The following is a 15,406-nucleotide window of genomic DNA, read 5'->3' on the forward strand; positions in this document are numbered from 1 at the left end:
ACCTCGACCTGCGCGACGCCGTCGATCCAGACCTGCTCCGGATGCGCCGCCATCGGGTGCGCGGCGTTGAGCCATCGCCATCCGGCAGCCGTGCCGTCGGCCTCGCCCTTGGTGAACGAGGGCGTGGAATCGAAGTCGTACTTCCAGTCGGCGCTGAACCAGCGACCGCCGGCGCCCTGCCAGTTCTTCAGCGTCGATGCGCCGTCGAACCAGACCGCCTCGCCGGGGTACGACTGGATGGTGATCTTCTTGCCGGCGGGCACCACGACCGACTCGTGATACGTGCCCGCACGAAGCACCAGCGTCGCGCCGGAAGAGGCACGATCGACCGCGGTCTGCACACTGGCGAACGGGGCAGCCGACGACCCGGTCGCCCCGGTCTTGCCACTGGGGCTCACGAACAGCGCGCCCGCAGGGACGGCGTACTTCGTCGACCCGACTGCTGCCGAGCCGGCGGCCGTACGAGTGCCCGCGACGTTCCAGGCAGGCGCTCCGCCCGCGGGGGCGGTCGGCGTCGTTGGAGTCGTCGGCGTCGTCGGAGTCGTCGGCGTCGTCGGGGTGGTGGGAGTCGTCGGAGTCGTCGGAGTGGTCGGCGTGGTCGGCGTCGTCGGAGTGGTCGGAGTGGTCGGCGTCGTCGGCGGTGGCGTCGGCTTCTCCTGCGTCGTCGACACCCGGAGGTCGTCGAACAGCACGGGAAGCGCCGGGGTGCTGCGCGACACGTACAGCCGCACTCCTGTGCGGCCGGCCGCGGTCAGGCGCTTCGCCGCGCGATCGGTCACGGTGAGCTTCCACGACGACGGCTTCGCTCCCACGGCGTGCACGCGGGCGTCGATGGTGACGGCGTCCGTCCCCGCGAGGCGGGTCTCGAGCACGAAGGGCACGCCGGCCTTGACCCGCAGCTCGGGAACCCAGGTGTACCCGAGGGTGGTCTGCACCCCGGCGTTGACGCGGAGGGTCTCGAGCAGCACCACGCCCTTCGGGTCGACGCGCACCTGCGTCTGGTAGAAGCCGCTCGTCGTGAGCCGCGACTGCAGACTCATGTACACGCCGGAGCCGGACTTGGGCAGCTTCGGCAGGGTGAAGACCGTCGACTGCGTGGAATCTCTCACGGACAGTCCGACAGGACGCGCGGTGACCGTGGCGCCGGGGGCGGCGGCGTTGAGTTTCGCCGTGCCGCTCGCGACAGAGACCGATGCGAGCGGGGCCGCGTCGTATTTGGTGCCGTCAGCGGACGAGCCGAGGCCCTGGGCCACCGTGCGGTTCATGGAGTCTTGGACCACGACCACGTCGGTCGTGGCCGCAGATGCGGGCGCCACGACGGCGAAGGGGAGTATCAGTGCGGATAAGGATGCGATCAGGGGGAGGGTGTTTTTGCGCATGAGGGGGAGGCTCCGATGTGCTTCTCGTCACTGCAGGGTCGGGTAGGCAGCTACGACATCCGACTTCGGTGGCGGATGATGTTAGACCATAGCCTGAAAATCCTGAGTAGTCACGATGGGTTCGCTGATATCGATTGAATAACCGTCAGCGATCGGAGATCCTTTCGACTCAGCCGAGCGCCGACATCTTCCGGAACCATATGGCCAGGGCAGCGACCAGGTACAGCAACGCGGCGAGTCCGAGCAGGCTGTATACCAGAATGAAGGCGGGCGCCCACCCCCAGAACACGAAGGCGAAGCACAGCACTCCGTAGTCGGTCGGCAGACCGAGCAGAGACCGGACGAGCGAGAACCCACCGGCCTGCGCCGCCTGCGGGACGCCGCGCTTGCCGCGCAGCAGATCGTTCAGGATCATCCCGAAGAAGGTCACCGTCGAGATGACGGCGAACCCGAGCGGCACCAGGAGCCAGAGATCAGAGGGCAGAGGGAAGAACCGGTACCAGCCGATGGCGACCGCGATCGGGAGGGAGACGAGCTTCGTCGAATCGAGGACGTGGTCGAGCCATTCGCCCGCGAGCGACCCTCCCCCACGCAGCCGTGCCACCTGACCGTCGGCACTGTCCCACGCGTAGCCGATCGCGAGAAGCAGCCAGACCACGATTCCGAGAACGATCGACGGGGGCACCGTCGCGAGCAGGATGATCCCGGTGAATGTGAAGCCCGCGCTGATCAGGGAGACCTGGTTGGGAACGAGACCGGCGGTGTACGCACCTGCGGCGATCACCCGGCCCACGGGCCGGTTGATGAAGACCGAGTAGGCGGGGGCCCCACGGGCCCTCCCTTTCTGCGCTGCTGAAAGGCCCCGATACGCGTCTGCGAAACTCAGGGGGTCACTCCTCGTGCTCGGAAGTCGTCGAATGCCACGGTGTACGGAACGCTGCTGAATCCGGATCCCGCGTATGTCGAGATCCCGATGTAGCCGGCGGTCTGCAGGGCTGCGGTGGAATCGGTCGTGGACAGCTGCCAGGCAGCCGGCTCGGTCGTTCCCGCCGCCCAGATCTTACTCCGCAGCGTCGTCGTACCCGTGCCGAACGCCTGTACCCGCACGTTATATATCGTTCCGGCGGTGAAAGTGAACCCGGCCATGTTCTGCGAGACGAGTGCCGTTCCGCCACGGGCGAGCTGCGCCGTCACGGTGCCGTCGGCCCCGATCAGCCAGCGCGCCCGGTAGTCGTCCGCCCCGACGACGCGGGCGAGAGCCGCGACGTAGACGCGCGCGCCCGCGGGCAGCGCGGGTGCTGCGACCGTGAAGGTCAGATCGGTGCTCGTCGAGGTCGCCGAGTTCAGCGACGCGGTGCGGGTCTGGCCCGCCGCCTGCGTCGTGAACTTCGCCGCGCCGTTGTCGATCGACACGTTCGCAGCCCCGCTGGTCTGCGACCAGACACCGCCCGTCTGGGCGGTTCCCAGGGTGCCGTTCGCCCGACCGAAGTCGTCGGCCGCGAACGCCGCACCCGCGGGAGCGACCACGGTCACCGACTTCGTCACCGTGTTCACCCCGCCGGCGTTGTCGGTCACCGTGAGCGTCACCGTGTATGTGCCAGCTGCGGCATACGGGTGCGAGGCCGTCGCGCCCGTCCCCGTCGTGCCGTCACCGAAGTTCCACGCATACGAGGCGATCGAACCGTCGGGGTCCGTCGACGCCGAGGCGTCGACCGCGACCGTGAGGTCGGTCGGCGTGGCCGTGAACGCGGCGACCGGGTTCTGGTTGCCCGGGGCGGCGGTCACTGTGACCGGCTTGGTCACGGTGCCCGTCGCGCCCTTGTCGTCCGTGACCGTCAGCTTGACCTGGTACGTGCCGGCCGCGGCATACGTGTGAGCCGTGGGCGTCGCACCGGTGGCGGTGGCGCCGTCGCCGAACTCCCAGGCGTACGAGGCGATGGTGCCGTCGGCATCCGTCGAGGACGATCCGTTGACCGTCGCCGCGAGGCCGCTGACCGAGCTCGTGAACGCGGCGGTCGGCGCCTGGTTCGCCGGAGGAGTGGGTCCGCCGGTGGTCGAGCCCGCCCAGAAGTTGTCGAACCGGGTCTGGAACGGCACATTCGTGACGGATCCGCCGAGGTACACGCCGAGTCCGACGTGACCTGCCGACTGCAGACCGGCCGTCGAGCTGGTCGTGGTCGAGGTCCAGCCCGCAGGCTCGGTCGTGCCGACCTTCCAGACCTTGGCCCGGATGGTCGTCGGAGACGTGCCGATCGCCTCGGTGCGCACGTGCAGTGCGTCACCGGCGCTCACGGTGATCCCCGTCGGAACGGTCGTCAGGACGGTGGTGGTCTGCTGCAGCTGCAGCTGGACGCCGCCGGTCGGCGAGACGATGACCCGCGACTTGTAGTCCTCGGTGCCGACGCGACGTGCGGACACCGTGTAATACGCGCTGCCCCCGGTCGGAAGCTGCGGCAGGACCACATCGACGTCCACCGCGGTGTCGGTCGAGGAGACGCCGGTGAGGTACGCGTATCGCTGCGCGCCTCCTGCCGGCTGCTGGAACGCCGCGTACGCGCCGCTCACGAGGTAGTTGGATGCCGTGTTCGACAGCGTCCACGCTCCCCCGGTGTTCGCCGTGCCGAGGCCGCTGGCGACCGTGCGGTTGAACGAATCCGAGGCGTAGGTCACTGCACCCACGGGCGCGGTCACCGTGATCGAGGCCGTCTTCTGCGAGGTGGCACCCTCGTCATCCGTCACCGTGAGGGTGATCGTGTAGGTGCCTGCCGCAGCGTACGTGTGCGACGCGGTCTTGCCGGAACCGGCTGCCGACGCGTCACCCCAGTTCCAGGAGTATCCGGCGATCGTGCCGTCGGTGTCCTGCGAGGCGCTCGCATCGACGTCGACCTTGAGGTCGGCGGCTGCCGAGGTGAACGACGACACGGGAGCCTGGTTGGCCACCGCCTCGACGATCGTGGTCTCGGTGTCGGTCGCGCCCTTGTCGTCGGTGACCGTGAGAGTCACCGTGTAAGAGCCTGCTACGGCGTACGTGTGCGTCGCCGTGGCGCCGGAGCCCGCAGGCGATCCGTCGCCCCAGTTCCAGCTGTAGCCGGTGATCGTGCCGTCGGCGTCGGTCGAGGCCGAGGCGTCGACCGCGAGACCGAGCTTCGTCACTGCGGAGGTGAAGCTGGCACTCGGCACGATGTTCGCCGGAGCACCCGTCGTCCCCAGCGCGTAGTGCTGCGAGACGGCGGTCTCAGAGATCGGCGTCAGGTAGACCGCGACCTCGTCGATCGCTCCGTCGAACTCCCAGTCGCCGGGACCCCAGGTGACGTCGCCACCCACGTGCCAGTAGCCGGTGTAGTCCTGCGCGTTTGTCTGGCCGTTCGAGCCCTGCAGCACGCCGTCGACGTAGAGACGCATGCCGGTCGCGCCCTGTGTCGCGACGACCTGGTGCCACTCGTTGTCGTTGTACGAGGCAGAGGTCTGCAGCGTGTCGGTGAAGCCGACGTAGACGCCGTAGATGAGCTTGCCGTCCGGTGTCATGTAGATGTGGCGGTCGTATCCCGACGAGTTGCCGTCAGGGCTGTTGCCGAACCCGATGATCTTGCCACCGCTGGTCGTGCTCGTCTTGAACCATGCCTCGAGCGAGTACGACCGAGGGTTGGTGAAGGAGTTCTGGCTGATGACCTGGCCGCCCTCGAACGTGGCCGCCGAGTTGCTGACTCCCTCGAGCGCTCCGTTCGCGCCCTTGGTGACGGCGCCGAAGTAGTTGCCCTTCTGGTTGTACCCGGAGGCGTCTGCCGCGACGCTGCCCGTGGACTCGCCGAGACGCCAGTACAGTGCCGGGTCGGCGGCGTAGATCGCTGCACCATAGGCGTCCGCGGGCGCCGTGGCACCTTCGAGCTCACGCCCGGATGCGGTGTAGTGCGCAGCAGCCTGCTCGCGAGTCAGCGGAGCCCCGTAGATGGCGACCTCGTCGATCTGACCGTCGAAGAAGGCGGCTCCCGACCACGAGGTGTCTCCACCGACGCGCCAGTATCCGTTGTACGGCTGCGCCGAGGTGACGTCGGTGCGCTGGGCGACCCGGACGCCGTCGATGTAGAGCACCATGCCGCCGTCGCTGAGACCGGCCGACATGTAGTGCCACTGACCGTCGTTGAAAGCGGACGACGAGCTGATCGTCTGCGACGAGCCGGGGTAGACGCCGAACGTGACGCGTCCGCTGGCCTCCATGTAGACATGGCGGTCATAGCTGCCGGATGTACCGGTCGAGCTGCTGCCGAAGCCGACGATCTTGCCGCCGTCGGTGGATGTCGTCTTGAACCAGGCCTCGACACCGAAGGTGTTGGGGCCGGCGATCGCCGTCGTGGTCGAGGCGAAGCCGTTGGTCGAGCCGTCGAAGTCAGAGGCGTCGCGGGAATCCGAGAGCATGGCACCCGAGGTGCCGCGCGTCACGCCGCTGCGGACGGCGAGGTCGGATGCTCCGGCCCAGTCGTACGAGAGCGTGGCGGACGAGTCGTCCAGCGGCCAGTAGCTCAGCGGGGCGTCATCGAGCACCGCGGTGCGGTACGCGCTCGGAGCCGCGGAACCGGAAGCCGTCACGGTCGTCGTCCCGCCGAGGATCGTGTGTCCCTCGTTGTCGGTGGCGCGCACCCGATAGGTGTAGCTCGTGCCGTTCGTGACGGTGGTGTCGACGAAGGCCATCGGGGGGAGACCCCAGTCGGCGGACTTCGACCGCACGTTCTCGTAGGTCTTGACGACCACGTTGTCGCGCAGCACCTCGTACTTCAGGAATTCGCTGTCGCGGTCGTAGTTGAGAGGCCAGCTGACACGGATCGACCCACCGGTGAGGGCGATCGACGATGCCGGCCACGCCGTGTTCCACAGGATCGGGCCCTGTGCGTTCGGCGCCTTCTCCTTCACGGCGAAGCGGGCGAGACCCTGCTGTCCGGTGTTGTTCACTCGCGTGAACTCGCCGCCGTACACGAGGTACTCGCTGTTGGACGAGACAGACCACGGACCCTGCGATGCGCCGCTGACATTGCCGGCGTTGAAGGCCGGGAACCAGTGCTGCAGCTTGGGTGCGGGGTTCCCGCCGAAGTCGTAGTAGCCGAGGTTCAGGCCGTACGGCGTGGTGCGCTCGACGTCCTTCGTGACGGCGAGGCCGCGGTAGAACGACCAGGGGTCGCTCTGCGGGAATCCGTCGACGAGGCTGCCGCAGTAGTGCGAGTGGCCTGCGGCGTACACGGTGTCGCCCATGGGCTCGACGTCGTACTGGTCGCCGTGGCAATCGTTGACCCACACCAGGTTGCCGCTGGACCACGAGGCGCGGAACGAGCCCTCGAGGTTGCCGCCGTTCCCGAAGACGTAGCCCGTGCCGTAGATGTCGTCACCGTTGGACTTGAGCGAGAGGATCGCGGCGTCCAGACCCGCGTTGCGGATCACGTTGTTGGCCGAGAAGGGCAGCAGCGAGGCATCGGATGCCGAGACCATGGCCAGGCCGTAGCCGGGGTTGGAGCTGCCGTTGAGAGTCAGGAAGTTGCCGCCGAGCACCACTTTGTCGCCCGCGGGAGAGACGGTCACGACGCGGCCCTGGCGCGACTCGAGCACGGGGGCCCAGGGCAGCAGGGTTCCGCTGCGGGTGAAGGCTGCGGCGCCGGAGCGGTCGTTGCCCGAGACGCGGCCGAACGTGCCGGTGATGTACACGGTGTCGTTGGTCGCGGCCACGCCGGAGGTGACGCCGTTGGAGTTCGGGTTGAATGCGGCGAGGTTGCCGCTGGGCAGATCGAACGCGGCGACGCGGTTGCGGGTCTGGGTGTTCACCGTGGTGAAGTCGCCGACGATGTAGAGCCGCGTGCCGTCGGGCGAGGCCTCGACCTGGCGCACCTGGCCGTTGATCGACGGGGCGAACGACGTGATGAGCGCGCCGGTGCGGATGTCGTAGGCGAGGAGGTTCGATCGGGGCGTCTCGTTCGTCCCCGCGGCCGCCCCTGCCGGGCGAGCGCTGGTGAACTTGCCTGCGGCGTAGACGACGTTGCCGACGACCGCCTGATCCCAGACGATGCCGTTGATCTGGACCGTCGGCAGCGAGTCGGCGGTGACCGTCGCCGCCTCACCCTCGGGCGGACTCACGTCCGCCTGAGCGGGCGAGATCGCCACCAGTGATCCGAAGACCACGGCGATCGTCAACGCGATCGCGATCGAAGCTCCGCGTACGCGGCGTCCCCAAGACAGTGCTGTATTGCCCATCGTTCATCTCCCCAGATGATGGACCGTTCGCGCTCAACCCCTACATTGGCACCGAACGATGATTCCCCAGTAATCCGTCGTTCGATTCCCGCGACCTAAGGTCGAGGGCCCACGAAGACGACGTTTGGCGCAGCGGCCAATATAGCGACGATAACACGCACGTCCCCGTCAGGAGAAGAGGGAACGGCAAACTGGAATATCGCATCCGCCTGGCCGCCGGCCGGGATCGATTCCGGCCAGACCGTGGTGCCCTCGCCGGTCACTCCGGCAGCGGGAAGCCGATCATCTCCGCCGTAGGTCAGCGTGACGTTCGCGCCCGCGGTGTCGACAGGCTCGTCCGACCCGTTGGTGAGGCGCACGGTCACCTGGATCGCCGGGCCGCTCGGCTCGCCCGGAATGTCGTTGCCCGCCGTGGTCGCCTCGATCGCGGTGACCTCGGCGACGACCCCGTCGACCGCGGGTGCGGGCTCGTCGAGCGGCACCCCGTCACCGTCGTCGGGCTTGGCGACGCCGTCGGTGGCGCCCGGCGACGGCGTCTCGAACTCGGTCGGCTGCGGTGTCGGCGTCGCACCGGGACTCGTGGAGGCACCGGGGCCTGCGTCGTTCGACGCGCTGTTCGCCAGCACTCCCCAGATGATCCCGCCGATGAGCAGAACGGCGACCACGCCGACGACGGCCCAGCCGCGCCAGCCCATCCGCCCCCGCGGCTCCTTGAGCGTCTCCGTCACTGGTCCCCTCCTCCGCGCACCGGCACTCCACGTCGAGGACGCGGATATTCCGTCATTCTAGGTGAGACTCGACTGCCGCGAACGGCGGTTGTCGACGACATCGAAGACCGGCCCCGTCGGGTCGTCGGCGTGTCTGGATCTATGGGTCAGCAACGACGCCACCACGAAGAACAGGATGAAGGCCGTCGCGCTGTCGACGAGGCCGCTCTCGGTGACCGATCTGATGATCACGAGAGTCAGCAACGGGGCGACGAGCCAGCGCCGACGCGACGAGATGAGTGCACTCGCCACGCACCACACGATCAGCGCTCCGATCAGCGCGGTGCCGATGAGCCCGGTCTGGGCGAGCAGCGACGCCCAGCTGCTGTCGAGCACCTGTTCGTCGCGCCACTTGATGTCGACCGGGATCTTCTTGGCCGACAGCCCGATCCCGATCCACTTCTGCCACTCCCCCCAGTCCCACCCGATCACGACCCTCCAGACGTCGAACCGCGAATCCAGCGCGGTGGAGGTGTCGTTGGAGCCTGCTCTGGTGGCGAGTGTGCTGAACACGTCGGTGAACGACGCGATGGCGTATCCGAGGGGCAGCACGCCGATGAGCATGTACAGCACGCTGCGATCCCGGATGCCGTTGACGAGCACGGCGACGACGATGCCGACGACGATCGCGAGCAGCCCGGTGCGCGAGCCGCTCGCGACCGCGATGCCGACCAGCACGACGGCCCCGATGAGCCGCCACACCCGCACGCCGTTGCGGAGCATGAGGATGACCAGACCGATGAGCGGGGCGGCCACGAGACCGGCGAGCTCGTTGGGGTGGATCTCGGGGATCCCTCCGCCGAGGCGCCCGGTCGAGGCGAGCGAGGGAAGACCTGTGATCGCCGCGACCACGGCGACCGCGGCCATCGCCGAGAGCAGACACGCGATGCTCGTCACCCAGGGGACCGCTGTGAGAAGAAGGAGTATCGTGGCCATCACCACGAACATCCGCCCGACCAGGACGATGGTCGAGGAGTCGTTGCCCGCGAGCACCGAGCCAAGCACGCTGACCAGCAGCACGATGGCGATCACGCCTGCCGGAGCGATGCCGACGGCGACCCGTTCGCGGGTCCTCGCCGCGAGCGCGACCGTCGCGCCGAGCGCGATCACCGCGATCAGCGCCTTGGCGATCACGACGGCATCCACCCCGCCGCTGTAGATGGTGGCGCTTCGCCAAGGGATGACGCTGACGATGAGCAGGACGTAGAGCCCCGCCACCGCGGTCACCCGCGCACTGCTCGGGTGGTGCGCCGACTGCTGACGCGGCTGACGGGCGAGCTCAGTCGGATCGAGCATGCGAGCCTCCGGAGCCCGCGAGGACCGGATCCCGGTCGGAGACCCGCCAGGACTCGGCGATGGAGCCGAGGGACTTCGGGCCGGTGTGGAGCATGACGACTCCGACCGGACGGATGCCCATGACCCGCAGACGTGTGGTGACGGCGACCAGATCGGTCGCCGAGGTCGAGTTGTGCCGGACGTTGATGATGACGCCTGCCCCCGGACCCACCAGCTGCTCGATGAGCGCGGATGCTCCGGGCTCGCACACCACGACCACCACGTCGAACTCCTCGTGCATCGTTGTGATGATGTCGGGAAGCTCGGAGACGAGCGTGTCGAGCGAGATGGGCTCGTCGGCGACGAAGACGGCACGTTCGTCGTCGCCGTCGGTGATCGATCCGCCGTCGAGAACCTCGTTCAGCGTGTGGCCGTGGCCGGTCACGTGCACCTCGCGGGTGTCGATGACGCACGCCGAGGCGCCGATCAGCCGCTGGGCTTCGATGAGCCCGGTGATCGCATCGTCATCGATCGATCCGTCCGAGGCAGGCACAACGATGTGGGTGCGCATGCCGCCGCCCGCGAGGGCGACGAGATTGCCGACCGCTTCCTCGTAGGCCGCGATCGCGCCGGTGTTCGAGGCGGGATGGAATCGGCTGCGCCGCGGGATCTGTCCGATGACGGGCAGACCGGACGACCGCCGGACGTCCGAGATCGTGCGCAGGCGACGGTTGGTGGTGGTGCGGTAGACCGCGACGATCGCGCCGAGAGCCAGACCGGCGATTCCGCCGAGTCCGGTGATCGCCGTGACCTGCGGCGAGATGGGTGCGAGGGGTTCGACGGCAGGGAGCACCTGATCGAGAGCCACGGTGTAGCGCGCGTCATCCTCGTCGTTCTCGGTCTCGCCGATCAGCTCCGAGAGGTGAGTGGCCGCCGAGTTGGCGATGTCTGCCGAGAGCTGCGCGGTCGGCGCGTCCGCGCGAACGATCAGCAGCACGGTGTCTGCGGTGTTCTCGGCCGACAGCATCCGCCGGATGTCGCGGTCGGGGTACTCGTCGTCATCGAGATCGAGGTCGTCGCGCACCGCGTCGATGACCTCGGGACTGTCGACCAGCGGCGGGTACGACTTGATGCGCGCGAGACTGAACTGGTTGCGCTCGAAGAGCGACGCCTCGGTCGAGTCGACGCGCAGCAGCAGCGTCGAGGTCGCGGCATACGTCTCGGGCAGCAGCTTGGTGACGAACCACCCCATGCCGGCACCGAGCACCGCGAGAACGACGATGACGACCCATCCTTCGCGCAGGATACGTCCGTAAGGGACATCTTCCATCGCCAACCCCCTCAGCCGAAGACAGGGCCTAAACCTATCATTCGCCGTCCGGTGCTCCGTCACCGCGCGGGCCGACCGACCGGCCGCCCGACGCCACGAGCCAGCGCAACCCCAGGCCTCCGAGCATCGACGCCCCGGCCAGTGCGAACGGCAGCGTCGACGGCTCCGCTCCCAGCACGAGCATGACCACCGCGGCGAGGATCGCGAGCAGCGTGTCGGAGAGCCGGATCACGAAGACGGCCACCTGGCGCCCGCCTACGGCCCCGAGCGCGCCGTAGGGAGTGACGATCGCCACGGACATCCCGTAGGCGAGCCACGCGATCACCGCCAGAGGATCGACCTGGACGTCGAAGAGCAGAGGACTCACCCAGGGGATGAGCACGACGGCGATCACGCTCATCAGCAGCGTGCCGATCACGAGGAACACGACGACCCGGTCGGCCTCGCGGACGGATCCGGCCCTGCCCGCCTTGTGCTGATCGGCGAAGCGCACGAACAGGAACGACGAGAGTCCGCCGATCACGAGGATCAGCGGAGAGGTGTACGTGCGTGCGGCCTCGAGCAGACCCACCGCGGCGAGGCCGGCGCCGGCGAGCACGAGAAGGCGCACCACCGTGAAGAGGCTGGGGCGCAGCACCTGCTGCAGTCCGCGCCACATCCCGTAGCGCCAGACGGCCGCGACATCCGCACCGCCGAGACCGACCAGGTGCCGGTCGGCCTTCGGCACGAGCATCCAGCCGACGAAGGTCGCCACGATCTGGCCTGCCGCGATCCCCCCGAGGAACGCCGCCAGAGAGAGGGTGCCGGTGAGATGGACGACGAGGATGATCGCGAGCGCGACCACGAACCCCGACACGTCGGTCATCGCGGTGCGGACGAACGACATGTGCGCGATCAGCAGCCGTCGCACGATCTCCTCGACGGCGAAGGCGGCGAGCGCCACCGCGAACAGCGCGGACTCGAGAACGTCGGAGAACCCGGTGAGCCACGCGATCAGGAAGGCTCCGACCGCGAGCACGACCGACGTCATGAGCAGCATGGCTTCGAGGCCCGCCCGGATCACCCTGCGCGAGCGGTCGAGCACCACCAGCGTGTCGCCCACCAGGCCGGTCACGACCGCGGTCGCGACGATCACCACTCCGTAGAGGATCGCGAAGCGCCCGTACTCCTCTATACCGAGCAGTCGCGCGACGAGGATCTGCAGCAGCAGTCCGATCCCCGCCTGCGCCGCCTGCCCCATGACGGCCCCCAGAGCCTTGCGTTTCATGTCGCCTCCCCGCGTGACATCCTGCCACGCGACGCGACGCGATAGAGTCGAGCCGTACGGCTGTGGGGGTCGTCGTGGATGGCGAGGGGAAGCCGTCCTCTCTGTGACGCCACCATGGACATCGACGTTTTCACGAGGGGGATCATGAAGGGCATCATTCTGGCGGGAGGATCGGGCACTCGCCTGCATCCGATCACGCTCGGAGTCTCGAAGCAGCTCATTCCGGTGTACGACAAGCCGATGGTGTACTACCCGCTGTCGACGCTCATGCTCGCCGGCATCCGCGAGATCCTCGTCATCACCACCCCGCACGATGCCGCTCATTTCGAGCGCCTGCTCGGCGACGGCTCGCAGTTCGGCATCTCTCTCACGTTCGCCCAGCAGGAGTCGCCCGACGGGCTCGCCCAGGCGTTCACGATCGGCGCCGACTTCATCGGCGACGACAGCGTCGCCCTGGTGCTCGGCGACAATCTGCTCTACGGCCCCGGCCTCGGCACGCAGCTCAAGCGCTTCGCCGACATCGACGGCGGCGCCGTGTTCGCCTATTGGGTCGCCGAGCCCGAGGCCTACGGCGTGGTGTCGTTCGACGACGAGGGCCAGGCCGTCTCGCTCGAAGAGAAGCCGAAGAACCCGCAGAGCAACTACGCCGTGCCCGGACTCTACTTCTACGACAACGACGTGATCGACATCGCCCGGAACCTTGCTCCGAGCGCCCGCGGCGAGTACGAGATCACCGACGTGAACCGCGAGTACCTCGAGCGCAAGAAGCTGCAGGTCGAGGTGCTGCCCCGCGGAACCGCCTGGCTCGACACCGGGACGTTCGATCAGATGACGGATGCCGCCGACTACGTGCGCACCATGGAGCGCCGCACCGGCATGAAGATCGGCGTGCCCGAAGAAGTGGCCTGGCGGCAGGGATTCCTGACCGACGACGAGCTTCGCGCCCGCGCCGAGGCGCTCGTGAAATCCGGCTACGGCTCGTATCTGCTCGACCTGCTCGAAAGGGGTCGCGTATGACCCGTCTGCTCGTGACCGGCGGCGCCGGCTTCATCGGATCCAACTTCGTGCACCACGTCGTCGCGCACACCGACGCACACGTGACGGTGCTCGACAAGCTCACCTACGCCGGCAATCGCGCATCTCTCGCCGGGCTCCCCGCCGACCGCGTCGAGCTCGTCGAGGGCGACATCGCGGATGCCGAGCTCGTCGACTCCCTGTTCGCCGATGTCGACGCCGTGGTGCATTACGCGGCGGAATCGCACAACGACAACTCCCTGCACGATCCGCGCCCGTTCCTCGACACGAACATCATCGGCACGTACACGCTGCTCGAAGCCGCGCGCAGGCACCAGCGCCGCCTGCACCACATCTCGACCGACGAGGTCTACGGCGACCTCGAGCTCGACGACCCGCAGCGCTTCACCGAGAGCACGCCCTACAACCCGTCGTCGCCGTATTCGTCGACCAAGGCGGGAAGCGATCTGCTCGTGCGCGCCTGGGTGCGCTCATTCGGCGTGCAGGCGACGATCTCGAACTGCTCCAACAACTACGGCCCGTACCAGCACGTCGAGAAGTTCATCCCGCGACAGATCACGAACGTCATCCGCGGCGTCCGTCCGAAGCTCTACGGCGCGGGGCTGAACGTGCGCGACTGGATCCACGCCGACGATCACTCGTCGGCCGTGCTCACGATCCTCGAGAAGGGCGTGATCGGCGAGACCTATCTCATCGGCGCCGACGGCGAGAAGGACAACCGGTCGGTCGTCGAGCTGATCCTCACGCAGATGGGACTCGACGCCGACGCGTACGACCACGTCACGGATCGTGCCGGCCATGACCTGCGCTACGCGATCGATTCGACCAAGCTGCGCACCGAGCTCGGCTGGCAGCCGCAGTTCTCGGACTTCGAGTCGGGACTGGCCTCGACGATCGACTGGTACCGGGCGAACGAGGAATGGTGGGCGCCCTCGAAGGACGCCACCGAGTCCTTCTACGCGGCGAAGGGCCAGTGATGACCGAGTTCGGCAAGGCGCTCACCGTGATTCCGACCCCGATTCCCGGGCTGCTGCTCGTCGAGCTTCCGGGGCACGGCGACTCCCGCGGCTGGTTCAAGGAGAACTGGCAGCGCGAGAAGATGGTCGCCGCCGGCCTGCCCGACTTCGGACCCGTGCAGAACAACATCTCGTTCAACGATGCCGTCGGCACGACCCGCGGCATACATGCGGAGCCCTGGGACAAGTGGGTCTCGGTGGCGACCGGCCGCATCTTCGGCGCGTGGGTCGACCTGCGCGAGGGCGAGACCTTCGGCACCGTCTTCACAGCCGAGATCGACCCGTCGCGCGCGATCCTCGTGCCCCGCGGAGTCGGCAACTCGTACCAGACGCTCGAGGCGGACACGGCGTACGCCTACCTCGTGAACGACCACTGGTCGGCCGATGCGGAGTACTCGTTCCTCAACCTCGCCGACGAGACGGCGGCGATCACCTGGCCGATCCCCCTCGCCGAGGTCGAGATCTCGGCGAAGGACCTCGCCCACCCGCGACTCGCGGACGTGTCCCCGATCGGTTCGCGCAAGACGCTGGTCATCGGCTCATCCGGCCAGCTGGGACTCGCGCTGCGCAGCGTTCTCGGCGATGCCCCGCACATCGAGTACACGACGCGCGAGACCTTCGACCTCTCCGCTGCGGATCTCTCGAGCGCACGGCGTTGGCGCGATTACGGCACCATCATCAACGCCGCCGCCTACACCGCCGTCGACCAGGCCGAGACCGCCGACGGGCGCGCAGCCGCCTGGGCGGCGAACGTCACAGGCGTCGCGGAGCTGGCCCGCGTCGCCACCGAGAACGGCCTCACCCTCGTGCACGTGTCGAGCGACTACGTGTTCGACGGGTCGAAGTCCGGCGCCTACCTCGAGGACGACGCGGTCGGCCCCCTCGGCGTCTACGGCCAGACGAAGGCCGCCGGCGACGCGATCGTCGCGACGGTACCCCGGCACTTCATCATCCGCACGTCCTGGGTGATCGGCGAGGGTCGCAACTTCGTGCGCACCATGGCAGCTCTGGCCGAGCGCGGTGTCGCACCCCGCGTGGTCGCCGACCAGATCGGACGACTGACCTTCACCGACGACCTCGCCTCGGCGCTCGCCCACCTGCTGTCG

Annotated in this window: 9 protein-coding genes and 1 pseudogene; 3 read left to right on the forward strand and 7 right to left on the reverse strand. The window is 68.1% G+C overall.

Annotated elements, in window-relative coordinates; genetic code table 11:
* The 7 genes and pseudogenes from J7E68_RS08400 to J7E68_RS08430 all read right to left on the reverse strand — a co-directional run.
* Positions 1 to 1,379 (reverse strand): annotated as a pseudogene (locus J7E68_RS08400) (hypothetical protein); the annotation flags it as partial.
* A gap of 169 nt (positions 1,380 to 1,548) precedes the next feature.
* Positions 1,549 to 2,172, reverse strand: a complete 624-nt coding sequence (locus J7E68_RS08405) for a CDP-alcohol phosphatidyltransferase family protein (RefSeq protein WP_311416727.1) — start codon at positions 2,170 to 2,172, stop codon at positions 1,549 to 1,551.
* Positions 2,173 to 2,261: 89 nt separating this feature from the next.
* Positions 2,262 to 7,610, reverse strand: a complete 5,349-nt coding sequence (locus J7E68_RS08410) for a PKD domain-containing protein (protein WP_215171658.1) — start codon at positions 7,608 to 7,610, stop codon at positions 2,262 to 2,264.
* Between the two features lie 95 nt (positions 7,611 to 7,705).
* Complete coding sequence (locus J7E68_RS08415; protein ID WP_215171660.1) at positions 7,706 to 8,338, reverse strand: hypothetical protein; 633 nt, start codon at positions 8,336 to 8,338, stop codon at positions 7,706 to 7,708.
* Between the two features lie 57 nt (positions 8,339 to 8,395).
* The gene (locus J7E68_RS08420; protein WP_215171662.1) at positions 8,396 to 9,673 is read right to left on the reverse strand and encodes an O-antigen ligase family protein; all 1,278 of its coding nucleotides are present in this window, start codon (positions 9,671 to 9,673) and stop codon (positions 8,396 to 8,398) included.
* Positions 9,657 to 10,982: a hypothetical protein gene (locus tag J7E68_RS08425; RefSeq protein ID WP_215171664.1), complete on the reverse strand. Its 1,326-nt coding sequence runs from the start codon at positions 10,980 to 10,982 to the stop codon at positions 9,657 to 9,659. The genes J7E68_RS08420 and J7E68_RS08425 overlap by 17 nt, the downstream gene beginning before the upstream one ends.
* A 37-nt stretch (positions 10,983 to 11,019) precedes the next feature.
* Positions 11,020 to 12,249 (reverse strand): hypothetical protein, encoded by a 1,230-nt coding sequence (locus tag J7E68_RS08430; RefSeq protein ID WP_215171666.1) that lies wholly within the window; start codon positions 12,247 to 12,249, stop codon positions 11,020 to 11,022.
* 144 nt (positions 12,250 to 12,393) lie between these two features.
* Between J7E68_RS08430 and rfbA the strand changes: the two genes are divergently transcribed.
* From rfbA to J7E68_RS08445, 3 genes are all read left to right on the forward strand, one after another.
* Complete coding sequence (gene rfbA, locus J7E68_RS08435; protein WP_215171668.1) at positions 12,394 to 13,266, forward strand: glucose-1-phosphate thymidylyltransferase RfbA; 873 nt, start codon at positions 12,394 to 12,396, stop codon at positions 13,264 to 13,266.
* Positions 13,263 to 14,261, forward strand: a complete 999-nt coding sequence (gene rfbB, locus J7E68_RS08440; RefSeq protein ID WP_215171670.1) for a dTDP-glucose 4,6-dehydratase — start codon at positions 13,263 to 13,265, stop codon at positions 14,259 to 14,261. Before rfbA ends, rfbB begins: the two co-directional genes overlap by 4 nt.
* Positions 14,261 to 15,406: bifunctional dTDP-4-dehydrorhamnose 3,5-epimerase family protein/NAD(P)-dependent oxidoreductase (locus J7E68_RS08445; protein WP_215171672.1), on the forward strand; the 1,146-nt coding region annotated here is incomplete at its 3' end. The genes rfbB and J7E68_RS08445, both read left to right, overlap by 1 nt.

Origin of the sequence: Microbacterium sp. ISL-103 (genome assembly GCF_018613995.1) — a bacterium.
Lineage (GTDB): Bacteria > Actinomycetota > Actinomycetes > Actinomycetales > Microbacteriaceae > Microbacterium.

Excerpts from the sequence above, each read along its gene's own strand:
- J7E68_RS08410 (WP_215171658.1), bottom strand. The coding sequence starts at position 7,610 with ATGGGCAATACAGCACTGTCTTGGGGACGCCGCGTACGCGGAGCTTCG.
- J7E68_RS08420 (WP_215171662.1), bottom strand. The coding sequence starts at position 9,673 with ATGCTCGATCCGACTGAGCTCGCCCGTCAGCCGCGTCAGCAGTCGGCG.
- J7E68_RS08425 (WP_215171664.1), bottom strand. The coding sequence starts at position 10,982 with ATGGAAGATGTCCCTTACGGACGTATCCTGCGCGAAGGATGGGTCGTC.
- J7E68_RS08430 (WP_215171666.1), bottom strand. The coding sequence starts at position 12,249 with ATGAAACGCAAGGCTCTGGGGGCCGTCATGGGGCAGGCGGCGCAGGCG.
- rfbA (WP_215171668.1), top strand. The coding sequence starts at position 12,394 with ATGAAGGGCATCATTCTGGCGGGAGGATCGGGCACTCGCCTGCATCCG.
- rfbB (WP_215171670.1), top strand. The coding sequence starts at position 13,263 with ATGACCCGTCTGCTCGTGACCGGCGGCGCCGGCTTCATCGGATCCAAC.